The organism is Hydrogenophaga sp. GW823-FHT04C09 (assembly GCF_058796355.1).
This window is the reverse complement of record NZ_JBXAIO010000015.1, coordinates 12,168-28,015: the sequence shown is the minus strand read 5'-3', so window position 1 is coordinate 28,015 and position 15,848 is coordinate 12,168. Positions and strand designations below refer to the sequence as shown.

14 protein-coding genes and 1 riboswitch are annotated in these 15,848 nt (G+C 68.8%); of the genes, 3 read left to right on the top strand and 11 right to left on the bottom strand.

Annotated features, from left to right (window positions below; genetic code table 11):
• From AC1Q9M_RS25295 to AC1Q9M_RS25275, 5 genes are all read right to left on the bottom strand, one after another.
• A partial coding sequence (locus AC1Q9M_RS25295; RefSeq protein WP_492436380.1) for a methyl-accepting chemotaxis protein occupies positions 1-1,070 on the bottom strand: 1,070 nt, incomplete at its 3' end.
• 19 nt (positions 1,071-1,089) lie between these two features.
• Positions 1,090-2,670 (bottom strand): methyl-accepting chemotaxis protein, encoded by a 1,581-nt coding sequence (locus tag AC1Q9M_RS25290; protein WP_382322363.1) that lies wholly within the window; start codon positions 2,668-2,670, stop codon positions 1,090-1,092.
• A gap of 58 nt (positions 2,671-2,728) precedes the next feature.
• Positions 2,729-4,285, bottom strand: coding sequence for a methyl-accepting chemotaxis protein (locus tag AC1Q9M_RS25285; protein ID WP_444692247.1), 1,557 nt, complete (start codon positions 4,283-4,285; stop codon positions 2,729-2,731).
• 35 nt (positions 4,286-4,320) lie between these two features.
• Positions 4,321-6,540: a methyl-accepting chemotaxis protein gene (locus tag AC1Q9M_RS25280; protein WP_444691498.1), complete on the bottom strand. Its 2,220-nt coding sequence runs from the start codon at positions 6,538-6,540 to the stop codon at positions 4,321-4,323.
• Positions 6,541-6,579: 39 nt separating this feature from the next.
• Positions 6,580-7,107 carry a chemotaxis protein CheW gene (locus tag AC1Q9M_RS25275; RefSeq protein WP_291115200.1) on the bottom strand — a complete coding sequence of 176 codons (528 nt, stop codon included), beginning with the start codon at positions 7,105-7,107 and terminating at the stop codon, positions 6,580-6,582.
• A 206-nt stretch (positions 7,108-7,313) separates the two neighbouring features.
• On the opposite strand from AC1Q9M_RS25275, the gene AC1Q9M_RS25270 reads away from it, so the two are divergent.
• Positions 7,314-8,000 carry a transglutaminase-like domain-containing protein gene (locus AC1Q9M_RS25270; protein ID WP_382322366.1) on the top strand — a complete coding sequence of 229 codons (687 nt, stop codon included), beginning with the start codon at positions 7,314-7,316 and terminating at the stop codon, positions 7,998-8,000.
• 13 nt (positions 8,001-8,013) lie between these two features.
• Here the strand turns inward: AC1Q9M_RS25270 and metW are convergent, their stop codons facing one another.
• Both metW and metX read right to left on the bottom strand, forming a co-directional pair.
• Positions 8,014-8,595 carry a methionine biosynthesis protein MetW gene (gene metW, locus AC1Q9M_RS25265; protein ID WP_297402977.1) on the bottom strand — a complete coding sequence of 194 codons (582 nt, stop codon included), beginning with the start codon at positions 8,593-8,595 and terminating at the stop codon, positions 8,014-8,016.
• Between the two features lie 61 nt (positions 8,596-8,656).
• Positions 8,657-9,856 (bottom strand): homoserine O-succinyltransferase MetX, encoded by a 1,200-nt coding sequence (gene metX / locus AC1Q9M_RS25260; protein ID WP_492436376.1) that lies wholly within the window; start codon positions 9,854-9,856, stop codon positions 8,657-8,659.
• A 24-nt stretch (positions 9,857-9,880) separates the two neighbouring features.
• Positions 9,881-9,956: riboswitch (SAM riboswitch) on the bottom strand.
• 282 nt (positions 9,957-10,238) lie between these two features.
• Between metX and rbp the strand changes: the two genes are divergently transcribed.
• Positions 10,239-10,646: an RNA-binding regulator gene (gene rbp, locus AC1Q9M_RS25255; RefSeq protein WP_291115208.1), complete on the top strand. Its 408-nt coding sequence runs from the start codon at positions 10,239-10,241 to the stop codon at positions 10,644-10,646.
• Between the two features lie 96 nt (positions 10,647-10,742).
• Here rbp and AC1Q9M_RS25250 read toward each other — a convergent pair whose 3' ends face one another.
• From AC1Q9M_RS25250 to AC1Q9M_RS25235, 4 genes are read right to left on the bottom strand one after another with little or no spacing between them, the layout of a single operon-like run.
• Positions 10,743-11,552 (bottom strand): SDR family oxidoreductase, encoded by an 810-nt coding sequence (locus AC1Q9M_RS25250; protein ID WP_492436374.1) that lies wholly within the window; start codon positions 11,550-11,552, stop codon positions 10,743-10,745.
• A gap of 25 nt (positions 11,553-11,577) precedes the next feature.
• Positions 11,578-12,249, bottom strand: coding sequence for an LPS export ABC transporter periplasmic protein LptC (lptC, locus tag AC1Q9M_RS25245; protein WP_382152771.1), 672 nt, complete (start codon positions 12,247-12,249; stop codon positions 11,578-11,580).
• A complete protein-coding gene (locus AC1Q9M_RS25240) occupies positions 12,246-12,791 on the bottom strand; it encodes a KdsC family phosphatase (protein WP_382325784.1) in 546 nt (181 codons plus the stop codon). Before AC1Q9M_RS25240 ends, lptC begins: the two co-directional genes overlap by 4 nt.
• Positions 12,792-12,802: 11 nt before the next feature.
• Positions 12,803-13,801 carry a KpsF/GutQ family sugar-phosphate isomerase gene (locus AC1Q9M_RS25235; protein WP_382322370.1) on the bottom strand — a complete coding sequence of 333 codons (999 nt, stop codon included), beginning with the start codon at positions 13,799-13,801 and terminating at the stop codon, positions 12,803-12,805.
• A 60-nt stretch (positions 13,802-13,861) separates the two neighbouring features.
• Between AC1Q9M_RS25235 and AC1Q9M_RS25230 the strand changes: the two genes are divergently transcribed.
• On the top strand, positions 13,862-15,847 hold the full coding sequence (locus tag AC1Q9M_RS25230) for a monovalent cation:proton antiporter family protein (protein WP_382322371.1): 1,986 nt from the start codon (positions 13,862-13,864) through the stop codon (positions 15,845-15,847).
• Position 15,848 lies beyond the last annotated feature (1 nt).

The window sequence follows — 15,848 nt, the reverse complement described above, 5'->3', positions numbered from 1 at the left end:
ATCACGCCGATGATGTCGCTGATCTTCTTGCTGCTGTGGTTGATCTCGTCCATGGTCGTGACCACCTGGCCCACCACCTCACCACCGCGCACCGCGATCTCCGCGGCGCTCGCCGCCAGCTGGTTCGCCTGGCGCGCCGCATCCGCGCTCTGGCGCACCGTGCTGGTGAGCTGCTCCATGCTCGCCGCCGTTTCCTGCAGGTTGCTCGCCGCCTGCTCCGTGCGCGCGCTCAGGTCCTGGTTGCCCGAGGCAATCTCGCCGCTGGCCACGTCGATGCCCCCGCTGGACTGCTGCACCTGGCCGACCAGGGTGCGCATCGAGGTCTGCATGGCCGAGAGCGCGCCCATCAGGCTGTTGGGATCCTGCGCGGGCGGCGTGGCGCCGCTGAGGTCGCCGTCGGCGATGCGGCGCAAGGCGCTGCGCGCCATGGCCGGGTCGCCGCCGATCTCGCGCTTGAGCGTGCGCTGCACCACCAGCCCCAGCACCACGGCGGCCGAGAGGGCCAACAAGGCCAGGCCGATGGCCAGCGCGCGGGCGCGGTCGGCCTCGGCGTTGACCTGTTCGTGCGTCTGCGTCGAAAGCGCCTGCGAGGCCTTGCCCAGCTGCAGCAGTTCGCCGCGCAGCTTGCGCCAGGCCGGCGTTTCTTCCGTGTTGAGCATCTGCACCGCATCGGGTGCGCTGGTCTTCAGCAGGGCCAGCACCTTGTCCTGCGCCTGGGCCTGGGCCGTGCGCAAGCCGGCCAGTGGGGCCAGACCCGCTTCGGCGGGCGTGCCCTTGGCGGCCGCGAGCGTGGTCTGGTGGGCCGCGTCGAAGGCCTCGCGCGCCGCCTCCAGGTTCTTGTAGGCCTGCTGGTTGCTCGGATCGAGCACGATGTTGCGCAGCGCCTGGCCCATCTGCAGGCCTTGCGCATACATGTCCTGCAGGCCGCTGGCCGTGGCCTGCTCGGTCTTGATGTAGTGGTCGAAGCGCGACTGCGTCTGCGCCAGCGACCAGATGCTGCCCGCCAGGCCGGCCACGAAGAGCGCGGCCGGCGCGACGAACGCCAGAAGAAGGCGTTGGTTGAAGTTCATGGCGTGCCCCTCGCGGCGCTCAGGCGCGCAACATCGGGGTGCCGTCGTCGATGCGGAAGAACCGCACCGCTTCGGCCAGGCGACCGGCCTGGTCCTTGAGGCTCTCGGCGGCGGCCGCGCTCTCTTCCACCAGCGCCGCGTTCTGCTGCGTCATCTGGTCCAGCTGCGTCACCGCCACGTTCACCTGTCCGATCCCGTCGCTCTGCTCGCCGGCGGCGGTGGTGATGTCGCTGATGAAGGCCGACACCTTCTCGGCGTTGGCCACGATCTCGCCGATGGTGCTGCCGGCCTGCGCCACCAGGCGCGAACCATCTTCCACCTTGCCCACGCTGGTCTCGATCAGGCCCTTGATCTCCTTGGCCGCCTGCGCGCTGCGCTGCGCCAGGCTGCGCACCTCGGCCGCCACCACGGCGAAGCCCCGGCCCTGCTCCCCGGCCCGCGCGGCTTCCACCGCCGCGTTCAGCGCCAGGATGTTGGTCTGGAACGCGATCCCGTCGATCACGCCGATGATGTCGCCGATCTTCTTGCTGCTGTGGTTGATCTCGTCCATGGTCGTGACCACCTGGCCCACGACCTGGCCACCGCGCACCGCCACCTCGGCGTTGGCCACGGCCATCTGCGTGGCCTGGCGCGCGGCATCGGCGCTCTGGCGCACCGTACTGGTGAGCTGTTCCATGCTCGCCGCCGTTTCCTGCAGGTTGCTCGCCGCCTGCTCCGTGCGGCTGGAGAGATCCTGGTTGCCGCTGGCGATCTGCTGGCTGGCGGTGCCGATGCTGTCGGTGGAGCTGCGCACCTCGCCCACGATGCGGGCCAGCGAGGCCTGCATGTCGCCCAGCGCGCGCATGAGCGCGGCCGTTTCGTCCTTGCCTTCGCGCTGGATCGTCCGCGTGAGGTCGCCCTTGGCGATCGCGCTGGCCAGATGCTGGGCTTCGTCCAGCGGGCGGCAGATGCTGTTCATGTTGGACAGCGTGGTCGGCACCACCACCAGGGCAGCGATCGCCACGGCCAGGCCGAACAGCATCAGGGTCTGGTCGTTGGCGCTCTTGCCCGCCTGGCGGGCACTGGCGGCATCGGCCATCAGCACCTCTTCCAGCTGCTTGAGGCTTTGCAGCAGGTCGCCGTAGTTGGCGTGCGCGCGGCCCAGCATGCGGTTGGCCACCGTCGCCGAGTCGTAGCCGGAGGACTCCAGCTGGTTCGTCACCGGCCCCACGGCCGCGACGTACTTCGTGAGGTGCGACTGCATCTCGCGCACCAGTTCGTTCTCGCCCTCTTCCTTGCCGGCCTGCAGCACGTCCATCTGCTTCTGGGCCTCGTCACGGGCGGCCTGCCACTGGGCTTTGGCCTTGAGCACGGCCTCGGGCTTTTCGTAGGCAATGATCATGTCCTTCTCGTGGCGGCCCATGTCGCCCAGCGCCACCTGCAGGCGCGAGAGCGTGAGCGTCTCTTCGAAGGTGCGTTCGACAAAGTCCTCGTTCAGCGCGTGCATGCGCGCCATGCCCCACCAGCCGGCGGTACCGACCAGCAGCAGCAGCATCAGGACCACGCCGATGGCGGCCCTCATGCGGATTCGGATGGAAAACTGGCGCATCAAGTGTTGCATGACTGTCTCTTCGTCTTGTTGATTGAAAGGATGCGGCGGGGTCAGGCGCCGCCCGTGTTCATGAGGAATGGGCGTCCGTGCGGAAGATCTGCACGACACCGGCCAGGCGCCGGGCCTGGTCCTTGAGGCTCTCGGCGGCGGCCGCGCTCTCTTCCACCAGCGCCGCGTTCTGCTGCGTCATCTGGTCCAGCTGCGTCACCGCCACGTTCACCTGCCCGATCCCGTCGCTCTGCTCTCCCGCCGCCGCCGTGATCTCCCCGATGATGTCGCTCACCCGCTGCACCGAGCCCACGATCTCGCTCATCGTCTGCCCCGCATCGGCCACCAGCCTGGAGCCCGTCTCCACCTTGTCCACGCTCGCGCCGATCAAGCCCTTGATCTCCTTGGCCGCCTGCGCGCTGCGCTGCGCCAGGTTCCTCACCTCACCGGCCACCACCGCGAACCCACGCCCCTGCTCCCCGGCCCGCGCGGCTTCCACCGCCGCGTTCAGCGCCAGGATGTTGGTCTGGAACGCGATCCCGTCGATCACGCCGATGATGTCGCTGATCTTCTTGCTGCTGTGGTTGATCTCGTCCATGGTCGTGACCACCTGGCCCACCACTTCACCACCGCGCACCGCGATCTCCGCGGCGCTCGCCGCCAGCTGGTTCGCCTGGCGCGCCGCATCCGCGCTCTGGCGCACCGTGCTCGTGAGCTGCTCCATGCTCGCCGCCGTTTCCTGCAGGTTGCTTGCCGCCTGCTCCGTGCGCGCGCTCAGGTCCTGGTTGCCCGAGGCAATCTCCACCGACGCCGTGTTGATGCTGTCCGTCGCGCTGCGCACCTGGCTCACGGTCTGGATCAGCGAGTTCTTCATCGCACCCAGGGCGTTGAGCAAGTCGCCCAGCTCGTCCTTGCGGTCGGTCTGCACCGGCACCGACAGGTTGCCATCGGCCACGGCCGAGGCGATCACCACCGCCTGGTGCACCGGCACCGTCACCGAGCGGGTGATGCGCCAGGCCAGCAGGGACGCCACCACCACCGCCAGCGCGGCCAGCGTCACCAGCCAGGTCACGTTGCGGCTCACGGTGCGGGCGGAATCGGCCATGGCGGCCTGCACCAGGCTGCGCTGGGCGGCCAGCATCTCGTTCTGGGCACCGCTGTAGCGGTCGGCGGCCGGCAGCACCTGGCTGGCCAGGATCTGGTTGGCGGCCACGAGGTCACCCGTCTTGAGGGCGTCGAAGAAGGTCTTGCGCACCGCGATGTACTCGCCGCGCACCGTCGAAATCTTGGCCAGCAAGGCCTTGCCTTCGGCGCTGGTGATCTCGGCTTCCAGCGTCTTCTGCAGTTCGCTGATGCGCGTGGACGTCTGCGCGATCAGCGGCTTGAAGTAGGCATCGACCTCCGGGTCGGCGCGGGACTTGGCCACGGCGAGCGCGCGGCTGATGTTCAGCGTCGTGCCGGCGGCCCACTCTTCCGTGACCGAGGCGAGGTGCTCGAGATGGATCACGCGCTCGGTGGCCGCCTGGGTGGCGCGAAGGCCGCTCCAGCCCAGCGCGGTGACGGCCAGGAGCAGCACCAGCACGCTGAGAAAACCCAGGCCCAGCCGATGACCGACCTTGAATTGATGGAAAGACATGGGAAAGAGGAATCCGTGTGGGTGAGAAGAATCGATCAGAAGCTTTCCCAGTCGCCTTCGCTGCCGGCGCTGGGAGCGCTGGCCACGGCAGGCGCGGGACGGACCGGTGCCGCCACCGGCTCCACGGGCCGGCTGGCCTTGGGCTTGGCCGGGGTCGGCTGGGCCACCACCACGGGAACGATCGCCGCCTTGGTGGGCACTGCGGCCATGGCCTTGGCGGGCGCCGCGGACGTGGCCGGTTTCACCACCGAGGTCAGCACCGGTGCCGATGCCGGCGGCGTGGCGACGGTGGCCACGGGCGACGGCTCGGCGGGGCGTTGGTGCTCGGCGTCGCCGGTGCGGAACACGCGCACCACCTGGTCCAGCCGCTTGGCCTGGTCCTTGAGGCTCTCGGCCGCAGCCGCGCTCTCCTCCACCAGCGCCGCGTTCTGCTGCGTCATCTGGTCCAGCTGCGTCACCGCCACGTTCACCTGTCCGATCCCGTCGCTCTGCTCACCCGCCGCCGCCGTGATCTCCCCGATGATGTCGCTCACCCGCTGCACCGAGCCCACGATCTCGCTCATCGTCTGCCCCGCATCGGCCACCAGCCTGGAGCCCGTCTCCACCTTGTCCACGCTCGCGCCGATCAAGCCCTTGATCTCCTTGGCCGCCTGCGCGCTGCGCTGCGCCAGGTTGCGCACCTCGCCAGCCACCACCGCAAAGCCCCGCCCCTGCTCCCCGGCCCGCGCGGCTTCCACCGCCGCGTTCAGCGCCAGGATGTTGGTCTGGAACGCGATCCCGTCGATCACGCCGATGATGTCGCTGATCTTCTTGCTGCTGTGGTTGATCTCGTCCATGGTCGTGACCACCTGGCCCACCACTTCACCGCCGCGCACCGCGATCTCCGCGGCACTGGCCGCCAGCTGGTTTGCCTGGCGCGCCGCATCCGCGCTCTGGCGCACCGTGCTCGTGAGCTGCTCCATGCTCGCCGCCGTTTCCTGCAGGTTGCTTGCCGCCTGCTCCGTGCGCGCGCTCAGGTCCTGGTTGCCCGAGGCAATCTCCACCGACGCCGTGTTGATGCTGTCCGTCGCGCTGCGCAGCTCGCGCATCATGCCGAGGAAGCGCTGGCGCATGCTCTCGACCTCGCGCACCAGGCGACCGATTTCGTCGCTGCGGCTGGACTGGAAGGCCTGGCTCAGGTCACCCTGCGCCACGGTGGTGACGGCGGCGGTCAGCTGGGCCAGCGGCTGGCTCACGTTGCGGCGCACCAGCAGGTACATGCCAGCGCCCAGGGCGGCCGTGGCCACGGCCAGCATGGCCCACAGGGCGTACATGGTGCGCCAGTAGCTGGCCATGGCTTCCTTGTCGGACACCTCGGCCACCACCCACCAGCCCGACTGGGACTGGCGCTTGACCGCCCACGGCCGCTCGATGGACGCGTTGAACAAAGGCGTGGCCTCGCCCACGAACACCTCCGGCGATGCGCGCATTTCGCTCAGCATCGCGGCGGCACCGGGGTTCACCTCCAGCACCTTCTTGCCCGCGGCCGTGGGGTGCGAGACGAACACCGCGTCCTCGTTCGATCCGGCGGGGTCGATCACATAGCTGCCACCGCTCTCGAAGAAGCGCGCTTCGTCCACGAGCTTGTCCAGCGCGGTCTGGAAGTCGGCCATGTCGAAACCGATGAACAGGATGCCGACCACCTTGCCGGCGTCGTCCTTCAGGGCCTCGTAATGCGTCATGTAGGGCTTGCCGAACAACACGGCGCGGCCGGTGTAGGTCTTGCCTTCCAGCATCAACGGATAGGCCGGGTGCTTGCGGGCCAGCATCGTGCCCATGGCGCGCTCGCCGTTTTCCTTTTTCAGCGAGGTGCTGATGCGCTCGAAGTCATCGCCCTTGCGCATGAAGATCGTCGCCGCGCCACCGTTGGTGCGGCCGAAGGTGTCGACCTCGGAGAAGTCGTTGTTGAGCAGCATGCCCCAGCCCTTGAGCATGCCGGCCTGCACGTCGAGCTCGAACTTGTCGGCGAACTTCTGGCGGAACGGCTTGTAGGCCCGGTCCGTCATCATGCGCGCCGTGGTGTCGAAAGCGTCGATCGAATTGCCCACGGACAAGGCCTTGTCGCCCGTCCACTGGACCATGCGCTCGCGCGAGGATTTTTCCGCCATGACGGACATGACGCCACTGATCAGCACCAGCACCACGGACAGCAGGGCCACGGCGAGCAGGGCGACGCGGCGCGCCACCGAGCTTTGTCGGTTGTCGGTTGGTCTCATCTTCGGAAGCTCCTCGTCGCGACCCGGGCCGCGGGCTTGTTATTGAAGTGCCTGGGCGCTGTCCATCAAGCCCATGTCGCTGCCGGACATGAGGGCTTCGATGTCCATCAGGATCAGCATGCGTTCACCCACGCTGGCGATGCCGGTGATGAAGCTGGTGTTGACGTTGGTGTTCATCTCGGGTGCCGGCTTGATCAGGTCGCCGGCGAGCTCGAGCACGTCGGAGACGGAGTCGACCACCGCGCCGACCACGCGGCCGTGCACGTTGAGCACGATCACCACGGTGAAGCCGTTGTATTCCACCTTGTCGCAACCCAGCTTGATGCGCAGGTCCACCACCGGCACGATCACGCCGCGCAGGTTGACCACGCCCTTGATGAACGCCGGGGCGTTGGCGATGCGGGTGGGCTCTTCGTAGGAGCGGATTTCCTGCACGCGCAGGATGTCGATGCCGTACTCCTCGCCACCCAGGCGGAAGGTCAGGAATTCGGCGCTGGCAGCTTGTGCGGCGGCGGCCCTGGCACTGTCGTGGCGGGCAAGGTGGTTGGCTTCGTTGCGCATGTCCATGGATCGGGTCCTCAGTTGACGGGTTGGTCCCAGGAATATCGGCCAGCGCGGCGGCGGCTGAAGGCGTAAAAAGGCCGACAAACCCGCCCCAATCACCGCTCGCCAGGCACATCGAGTACCAAAGTACGCAGAAGCGGCCCCGCGCCGGCTCAGGGTTTGTCCCTGAGGCGTCGGTGGCCCCGCCGGCCATCTGGTAACTTGGACCGATGAACGACACCACCCCGCCTGGCCCGCAACACCTGGCCGCCACCCGCTGGATCGAAACCGACCACCCCGCCGTGCGCGCCTTCGCCCGGGAACACGTCCACGGCGAGACACCGCGCGAGAAGGCGGTGTCGCTGTACCTCGCCGTGCGCGACGGGCTGCGCTACGACCCCTACCGCATCGACATGTCCGACGCCGGCATGAGCGCGAGCCGCGCGCTGGAACAAGGCCACGGCTGGTGCGTGCCCAAGGCCGTGCTGCTGGCGGCGGTGTGCCGCGCCGAGGGCATTCCCGCGCGGCTGGGCTTTGCCGACGTGCGCAACCACCTCTCCACCGAGCGCATGCGCCACACCATGAAGACCGACGTCTTCGTCTGGCACGGCTACACCTCGCTGTGGATCGACGGCGCCTGGCGCAAGGCCACGCCGGCTTTCAACATCGAGCTGTGCGACAAGTTCGGCCTGTTGCCGCTGGAGTTCGATGGCGAGGCCGATTCGATCTACCACCCCTTCGACCGCGAAGGCCGCCAGCACATGGAGTACGTGAACGAACATGGGGCCTTCGACGACCTGCCCCTGGCGCGCATGCGCGAGGTGTTCCGCGAGGTCTACCCCGACATGCCCACCGACGCGCAGCCGATCGAGGGCGACTTCGGCGCCGACGCCGCGCGCGAAGCCGGCCGGGCCTGAGCCGGGCCGCCGATCAGCTCGAGAAGCGGAACACGGCCGTGCTGGCCATCAGGTTGGGCAGCACGCGGACCTCGCGGCCCTCGTGCAGGCCGAAGCTGTCCTCGATGGTCAGGCCGTTGCGCCGCGCCAGCACCTCGAAGTCGGCGTGCGTGCCGACGCGGATGTTGGGCGTGTCGTACCACTGGTAAGGCAGGCGCTTGGTGACCGGCATGCGGCCCTGCAGCACGTGCAGGCGGTTGGGCCAGTGCGCGAAGTTGGGAAAGGCGACCACGCCCAGGCGGCCCACGCGCGCGGTCTCGCGCAGCATGGTTTCGGCGTTGCGCAGGTGCTGCAAGGTGTCGATCTGCAGCACCACGTCGAACGCGTCGTCACCGAACATGGTCAGCCCGTCTTCCAGGTTGAGCTGCAGCACGTTGACGCCGCGCCGCATGCAGGCGAGCACCTTGGCGTCGTCGATCTCCACGCCATAGCCGCTGCAGCCACGCGCGGCCTGCAAATGGGCCAGCAGGGCGCCGTCGCCGCACCCGAGGTCCAGCACGCGCGAGCCCGGCGGCACCAGGCGGGCGATGGCGTCCATCAATGGCTTTTCGCTCATTTGAAAACCTCCGTGCTGCGCACTGCGGAGCGAGCTTGCTTGGGGCGGCCCGGCGCGGCGCTCATGCCTTGCCTCCCGCGATGGTCTGTTCAAAGTAGGCCCGCACCGCCTGCAGGTAACGCGGATCGTCGAGCAGGAAGGCGTCGTGGCCGTGCGGCGCATCGATCTCGGCGTAGCTCACGTCGCGCTGGTTGTCGAGCAGGGCCTTGACGATCTCGCGGCTGCGCGCGGGTGAAAACCGCCAGTCCGTGGTGAAGCTCACCAGGAAGAACTTCGCCTGGGCGCGCGCCAGCGCGGCCGTGAGGTTGCCATCGAACGCGCGCGCCGGGTCGAAATAATCGAGCGCGCGGGTGATCAGCAGGTAGGTGTTGGCGTCGAAGTACTCGCTGAACTTGTCGCCCTGGTAGCGCAGGTAGCTCTCGATCTGGAACTCCACGTCCTGCGTGGAGTAGCGGTAGGCCAGTTCGGCCGCCGCCGCGGGATCCTGGGCGTCGCTCGAGCGCAGGCTGCGCCCGAACTTCTCGTTCATCACGTCGTCGCTCAAGTAGGTGATGTGGCCGATCATGCGGGCGATGCGCAGGCCCCGGCGCGGCAGCGTGCCCTCGCGCAGGTAGTGGCCGCCGTGGAAATCGGGGTCGGTCACGATGGCGCGCCGCGCCACCTCGTTGAAGGCGATGTTCTCGGCCGTGAGGTTGGGCGCACTGGCCACCACCACCGCGTGGCGCACGCGCTCGGGGTACTGCAGGGTCCAGCTCAGGGTCTGCATGCCGCCCAGGCTGCCGCCCATCACCGCCGCCAGCGTCTGGATGCCCATGGCGTCGAGCAGGCGGGCCTGTGCATCCACCCAGTCCTCCACCGTGACCACCGGGAAATCCGCGCCCCAGGGCGTGCCGGTGGCGGGGTTGGTGTGGGTCGGGCCGGTGGAGCCGAAGCACGAACCCAGGTTGTTGACCCCGATGACGAAGTACTTGTCGGTGTCGACCGGCTTGCCCGGGCCGATCATGTTGTTCCACCAGCCCTCGCTGCGCGCCAGCGGCTGGCCGCTGTCGTCGGCGTACCAGCCCGCGACATGGTGCGAGGCATTGAGCGCGTGGCAGATCAGCACCGCGTTGGACCGGTCGGCGTTGAGCGTGCCATAGGTTTCCACCACCAGCTCATAGGCCGGCAGGGTGGCGCCGGAACGCAGCGGCAGCGGTTCGGAGAATGGGAAGGTCTGTGGCGTGACGATCAAGGCCTTGTCCTGCGGGCGGCGTTCGCCCAATAAAAAAACCCGGTGCCGCCAAGAGCGAGACCGGGAATCTCCCCTTTAGCGGCATTTTTAAAGCGCCCGCAATCTGGAACAAATCGGCGCTGGGGGTCAGTATAAATTGATCCTACGGCCCCTGCAGCCGCCGGCCAGGGCCCGCCAAGACGGGTTTTCCCGCTGTTTTCGCCTCCCTGTTGTTGCCGCGCATCGGGCTTACCACACCTTTGCACATCCTGAAAAATAGTTAGTGTTTGCAGGACATTCAGCGCATAATCCCTCGGCGAGCGTGGAAAACGCTCGTTTTGACAAGTGATCGGTTGGTTTCGCGTGCTACAGGTTTTTGTGTGCTAACGGGGCTCCATCGCTATTTTTCTCTGTGTTATTAGGAGTCCCAACCATGGGCAACAAACTGTACGTGGGCAATCTGCCTTACACCGTGCGCGACGAAGACCTGCAACAAGCTTTCAGCGCCTATGGTTCTGTCAACAGCGCCAAGGTCATGATGGAACGCGAAACGGGTCGCTCCAAGGGCTTCGGCTTTGTGGAAATGGGCAGCGATGCCGAAGCGCAAGCCGCGATCGAAGGCATGAACGGTCAATCGCTGGGCGGTCGCAGCCTGGTGGTCAACGAAGCACGTCCGATGGAAGCCCGCCCGCCCCGCAGCGGTGGTGGCGGCTTCGGCGGTGGCCGCAGTGGCGGCGGCGGCTTTGGTGGTGGTGGCGGTGGTGAAGGCGGCTTCCGCAGCCCCTACGGCGGCGGTGGCCGTCGTGAAGGCGGTGGCGGTGGTGGCCGCGGCGGTTACTGATCGCCCGCACCCGTCGGACTGAACCGGCGCCTGGCGCCGGTCGACACGACACAAAAGCCCTGTGGCATCTGCCCCAGGGCTTTTTTCATGGCCGCCTCAGCGGGTGGGGTCCCGCTCGCCCTGGCGGTGCTTGCGCGGGCGGCCGGCGAGCAGGCGGTCGAACCAGGGGTTGGGCAACAGCCGCAGCAGCTTGGCGACCACGCCCATCTGCCAGGGAATGACGCGGTAGCTCGTGCCCGCGCCGATGGCGTCGAACGCGCGGTCGGCGAAGGTTTCCGCGGTCAACAGAAACGGCATGCGGTAGCGGTTCTGGCGTGTCAGCGGCGTGTCCACATAGCCCGGCAGCAGGGTGACAACGGCCACACCACTGCCCCGCAGCTCGCCCCGCAGGCTCTCGCAATACGCCACCACCGCGGCCTTGCTGGCGCAGTAGGCGCCGTGCCCGGGCAGGCCCCGGATGGCGGCCACGCTGCCGATGCCCACGAGCGCGCCGCTGCCGCGCGCGGTCATGGCCGCCACGAAAGGGTGGAAGGTAGCGGCCAGGCCGGTGTTGTTGGTGGCGAAGGTGCGCGCCATCACGTCGATGTCGCTCCGGTCGGCGGTGTCCATGCCGATGCTGATGCCGGCGTTGGCGATGACGACGTCGGGCACGCCTTGCGCGGCCAGGCAGGCCTGGCCGGCGGCGACGATGCTGTCGATGTCGGCCACGTCGGCGCCATACACCTGGCAGCGCGCGGCGTCGAAGCCCTGTGCCTGGGCCCAGGCCTGCATGTCCTCGGTGCGGCGCGCCACCAGCGCGAGCCGGTAACCCGCCCGCGCGAAGCGGGCCGCCAGGGCCTGGCCGATGCCGCTGGAAGCGCCGGTGATGAACACCAGCGGGCCGGAGACGGTGGGGGTCGGGTGCATGGTGGGGTGGGCCTGGGTGGGGCGCTCAACGCGGCGCCAGCTGCACTTTCACGCGGCCCTTGAAGCGCGCGACCTGGTCCTCGCCGGTGTAGTCCAGGGTGTCGGCGACCAGGCGGTCGCTGCCGCGCAGCAGCGTGACGGGCTGGTCGGAGACGATGCGGTCCGGCTCCAGGAACACGTGCAGGAACTCGCCGCGGAACTCCAGCCGGGGCTGGGGCTGGCCATTCAGGTCGTTGCCGGCCTCGCGCACGATCACCGCGTTGCCCCGGAGCACGAACTCGGTGTTGTCGCCATTGGTGGTCACCAGGCGCGCGGTGGCCAGCGTGGGCAGGCCTTGGTCGCCGATGTGGCGGATGCGCGCGTCGTCGATCTCGACCATGTCGGTTGCGGGGTAGTGGCGAGCCTCCACGCCTTTGACCTCGGTCTTGAGCGTGCCCTTGGCATCGAAGGCCTTGACCGAGAAGCGGCGCATGAAATAGTCGGGCTCTGTGCTCACCGGGCGTTCGGGTTCGGCCGACTCGGGCGCCGGCGTGGCGCGCAGCAGCCAGTAGGAGGCGAGCGCGAGCAGGCCCATGAGCAGCACGGGCAGGTAGATCGAGAGGTTGTCCAGCAGCTTGCGCTTGCGGCGTGGCGCGCGCGGCGCATCGATCGTCTGGTCGACGGTGTCGAAGAAATCGAGCGGGTCGGACGTGCTCACCGCGCGGCCGCCTCCAGCTCACGGGCATACGCGCCTTGGGCCACCAGCAGCAGGTCGCACAGCTCGCGCACGGCGCCCGCACCGGGCTGGCGCTCGGTGACGTGGTGGGCCACGGCGAGCACCTCGGCGTGCGCGGTGGGGGGGGCGGCGGCCAGCGCAGCGCGCCGCAGCAAGGGCAGGTCGGGCCAGTCGTCGCCCATGGCGGCGGCGGCGCCCCAGTCCAGGCCGAGTTCGGCCAGGATGGCCTCGGCCGCCGGGGCCTTGTCTTCGGTGCCCAGGCGCGCATGCACCACGCCCAGGGCGGACAGGCGCAGGCGCAGGGCGGCGGAGTCGCGCCCGCTCACCACGGCCGGCGTGATGCCGGCGCGCTTCAGCAGCTGCAGGCCCAGGCCGTCGAGCGTGTGAAAGCGTTTCAGCGTTTCGCCCGCTTCGCTGAAATACAGGCTGCCATCGGTCAGCACCCCGTCCACATCGAAGAAGACCACGCGCACCGGCTGGGCGCGCAGCAACAGGGCGGGTGGGAAACTCAGCACCGGGCGCAGGGGTTCCACGTTCAGATCACCTTCGCGCGCATGAGGTCGTTGCTGTTGAGCGCGCCCTGCAGGCGGCCGGCACCGTCCACCACCAGCACGCTGGTGATGCGGTTGGCTTCCATCAGACCCGCGGCTTCCACGGCCAGCGCGTCCGGGCGCACGGTGCGCGGCTGGGGGTGCATCACGTCGCGCGCCACCAGCGTGCGCAGGTCGGCGCCGCTGCCGGTCTTCTCGATCAGGCGGCGCAGGTCGCCGTCGGTGAAGATGCCCACCACGCGCTCACCGCTGTCGACGATGGCGGTCATGCCCAGGCCCTTGGCGCTGATCTCGCGCATGAGCTCCATGAGGCCGGCGTCCAGGCCCACGCGCGGGGCCTCGTCGCCGCTGCGCATGACGTCGCTCACGTGGGTGAGCAGCTTGCGCCCGAGCGCGCCGCCGGGGTGGGAGCGCGCGAAGTCGTCGGCCTTGAAACCGCGTGCGTCGAGCAGGGCCACGGCCAGCGCGTCACCGAGGGCGAGCTGGGCGGTGGTGCTGGCGGTGGGGGCCAGGTTGTGCGGGCAGGCCTCCTTGTCGACCGAGGCATCCAGCACCACGTTGGCGTGGCGGCCCAGTGTGGAGTCGGGCCGGCCGGTGATGGCCAGCAGCGGCACGCCCATGCGCTTGATGAGCGGCAGGATGGCCGTGAGCTCTTCGCTTTCGCCGCTGTTGCTGATGCCCAGCACCATGTCGGCGCTGGTGATCATGCCCAGGTCGCCATGGCTGGCCTCGGCCGGGTGCACGAACATGGCCGGCGTGCCGGTGGAGGCCAGCGTGGCGGCGATCTTGCGGCCGATGTGGCCGCTCTTGCCCATGCCCATGACCACCACGCGCCCGGGAATGCCCAGCACCAGTTCGATGGCTCGGGCGAAGGACGCGTCCAGGCGCTGGGCCACGGCGGTCACGGCTTGTGCCTCGATGCTCAGGGTCTCCTGCGCCAGGGTCAGGGCCCGGGCTGGGTCGAAGGAAGGGGGCAGGGTCATGGGCGCAATTATCGCCGCCGGCCCGCCGCCGCGTGGTGGGTCAGCCATTACCATCGCTTCATGAATTCGCTCGACCTCGCCCTGCTCTATCTGCTGGCCGCCGTGCTGGCCGTGGTGGCGTGCCGCACCTTGCGCCTGCCGCCGATGCTGGGCTACCTGGTCGTGGGTGTGGTGATCGGGCCGAACGCGCTGGCGCTGGCGCAGAACTCGAGCGGTGTGCGCTACCTGGCCGAGTTCGGCGTGGTGTTCCTCATGTTCGTGATCGGGCTGGAATTCAGCCTGCCCAAGCTGCGCGCGATGAAGCGGCACGTGTTCGGCCTGGGCATGTCGCAGGTGGTGTTGACGGTGCTGCTGACCACCGTGGGCTCGCTGCTGCTCACCCTGGCCTTGCCCACCTGGTGGAACGTGCCCTGGCAGACCGCGCTGGCGCTGGGCGGCGTGATGGCGATGAGCAGCACCGCCATCGTGATCAAGATGGTCGCCGAGCGGCTGGAGCTGGAATCGGAGCACGGCAAGCGCGTGCTGGGCATCCTGCTGTTCCAGGATCTGGCCGTGGTGCCTCTGCTGGTGATCATCCCTGCCCTGGCCTCGGAACCCGAAGAGCTGCTGCGCGCACTGGGCTGGGCCACGCTCAAGGCCGTGCTGCTGCTCGGCCTGCTGCTCACCGGTGGGCAGCGGCTCATGCGCTGGTGGCTCACGCAGGTGGCGCGCCGCAAGAGCGACGAGCTCTTCATGCTCAATCTGCTGCTCATCACCCTGGGCCTGGCCTGGTTGACCGAACACGCCGGGCTCTCGCTCGCGCTGGGCGCCTTCGTGGCCGGCATGCTGATCTCGGAGACCGAGTTCAAGCACCAAGTGGAGACCGACATCCGGCCCTTCCACGACGTGCTGCTGGGCCTGTTCTTCATCACCATCGGCATGATGCTGGACTGGCGCCTGGTGCTGGACCGCTGGCCGCTGGTGCTGTTGCTGCTGTCGGTGTCCATGGCGTTCAAGCTCGCGCTCATCACGGGCGTCACGCGCGCCTTCGGCGCCCCCATGGGCGTGGCGCTGCGCACCGGTCTCTATCTGGCGCAGGCCGGCGAATTCGGCCTGGTGCTGCTCACGCTGTCCGGCCAGAACAACCTGGTGCCGCCGCAGCTGTTCAACCCCATCCTGGCCAGCATGGTGATCTCCATGCTCGCCACGCCGGTCGCCATCCTCTACGCCAACAGCATCGTCACGCGCCTGGTGGGCAGCGACTGGCTGATGCAGTCGGTGCAGATGACCAGCATCGCGCGCAAGGCCATCAACGCCGACAAGCACGTGATCATCTGCGGCTACGGCCGCTGCGGCCAGAACCTGGCGCGCCTGCTGGAGGCCGAACACATTCCCTACATGGCGCTCGACCTCGACCCCGACCGCGTGCGGCAGGCCGCGGCCGCCGGCCATTCGGTGGTGTTCGGCGATGCCGCGCGCCTGCAGGCCCTGATGGCCGCCGGCCTGCACCGCGCCAGCGCCGTGGTGGTGACCTACCTGGACACCCCCAGCGCGCTCAAGGTGCTGCGCCACGCGCACGAGCAGGCTTCGCACGTGCCGGTGGTGGTGCGCACGGTGGACGACGCGGACCTGGAAAAACTGCGCACCGCCGGCGCCACCGAGGTCGTGCCCGAGGCGATCGAAGCCAGCCTGATGCTGGCCAGCCACGCGCTGGCGCTCGTGGGCGTGCCGATGCGGCGCGTGATCCGCGTGGTGCAGGACCAGCGCGATGCGCGCTACAACCTGCTGCGCGGCTACTTCCACGGTGCCGACGACGACGGTGCCGACGAGATCGACCACGAGCGCCTCAACACCGTGACCCTGCCCCCGGGTGGCCGCAACGTCGGCAAGACCCTGGGCAGCCTGGCGCTGCACGCGGTGGGCGTGCGCGTGGTGAGCCTGCGCCGCGCCAGCGGCAAGCCCCAGTCCCCGAGCGACGAGACGGTGTTCGAAAGCGGCGACACGGTGGTGATCAGCGGCAAGGCGCCCGCGCTGGCCCTGGCCGAAGAGAAGCTGCTCTCGGGCTGAG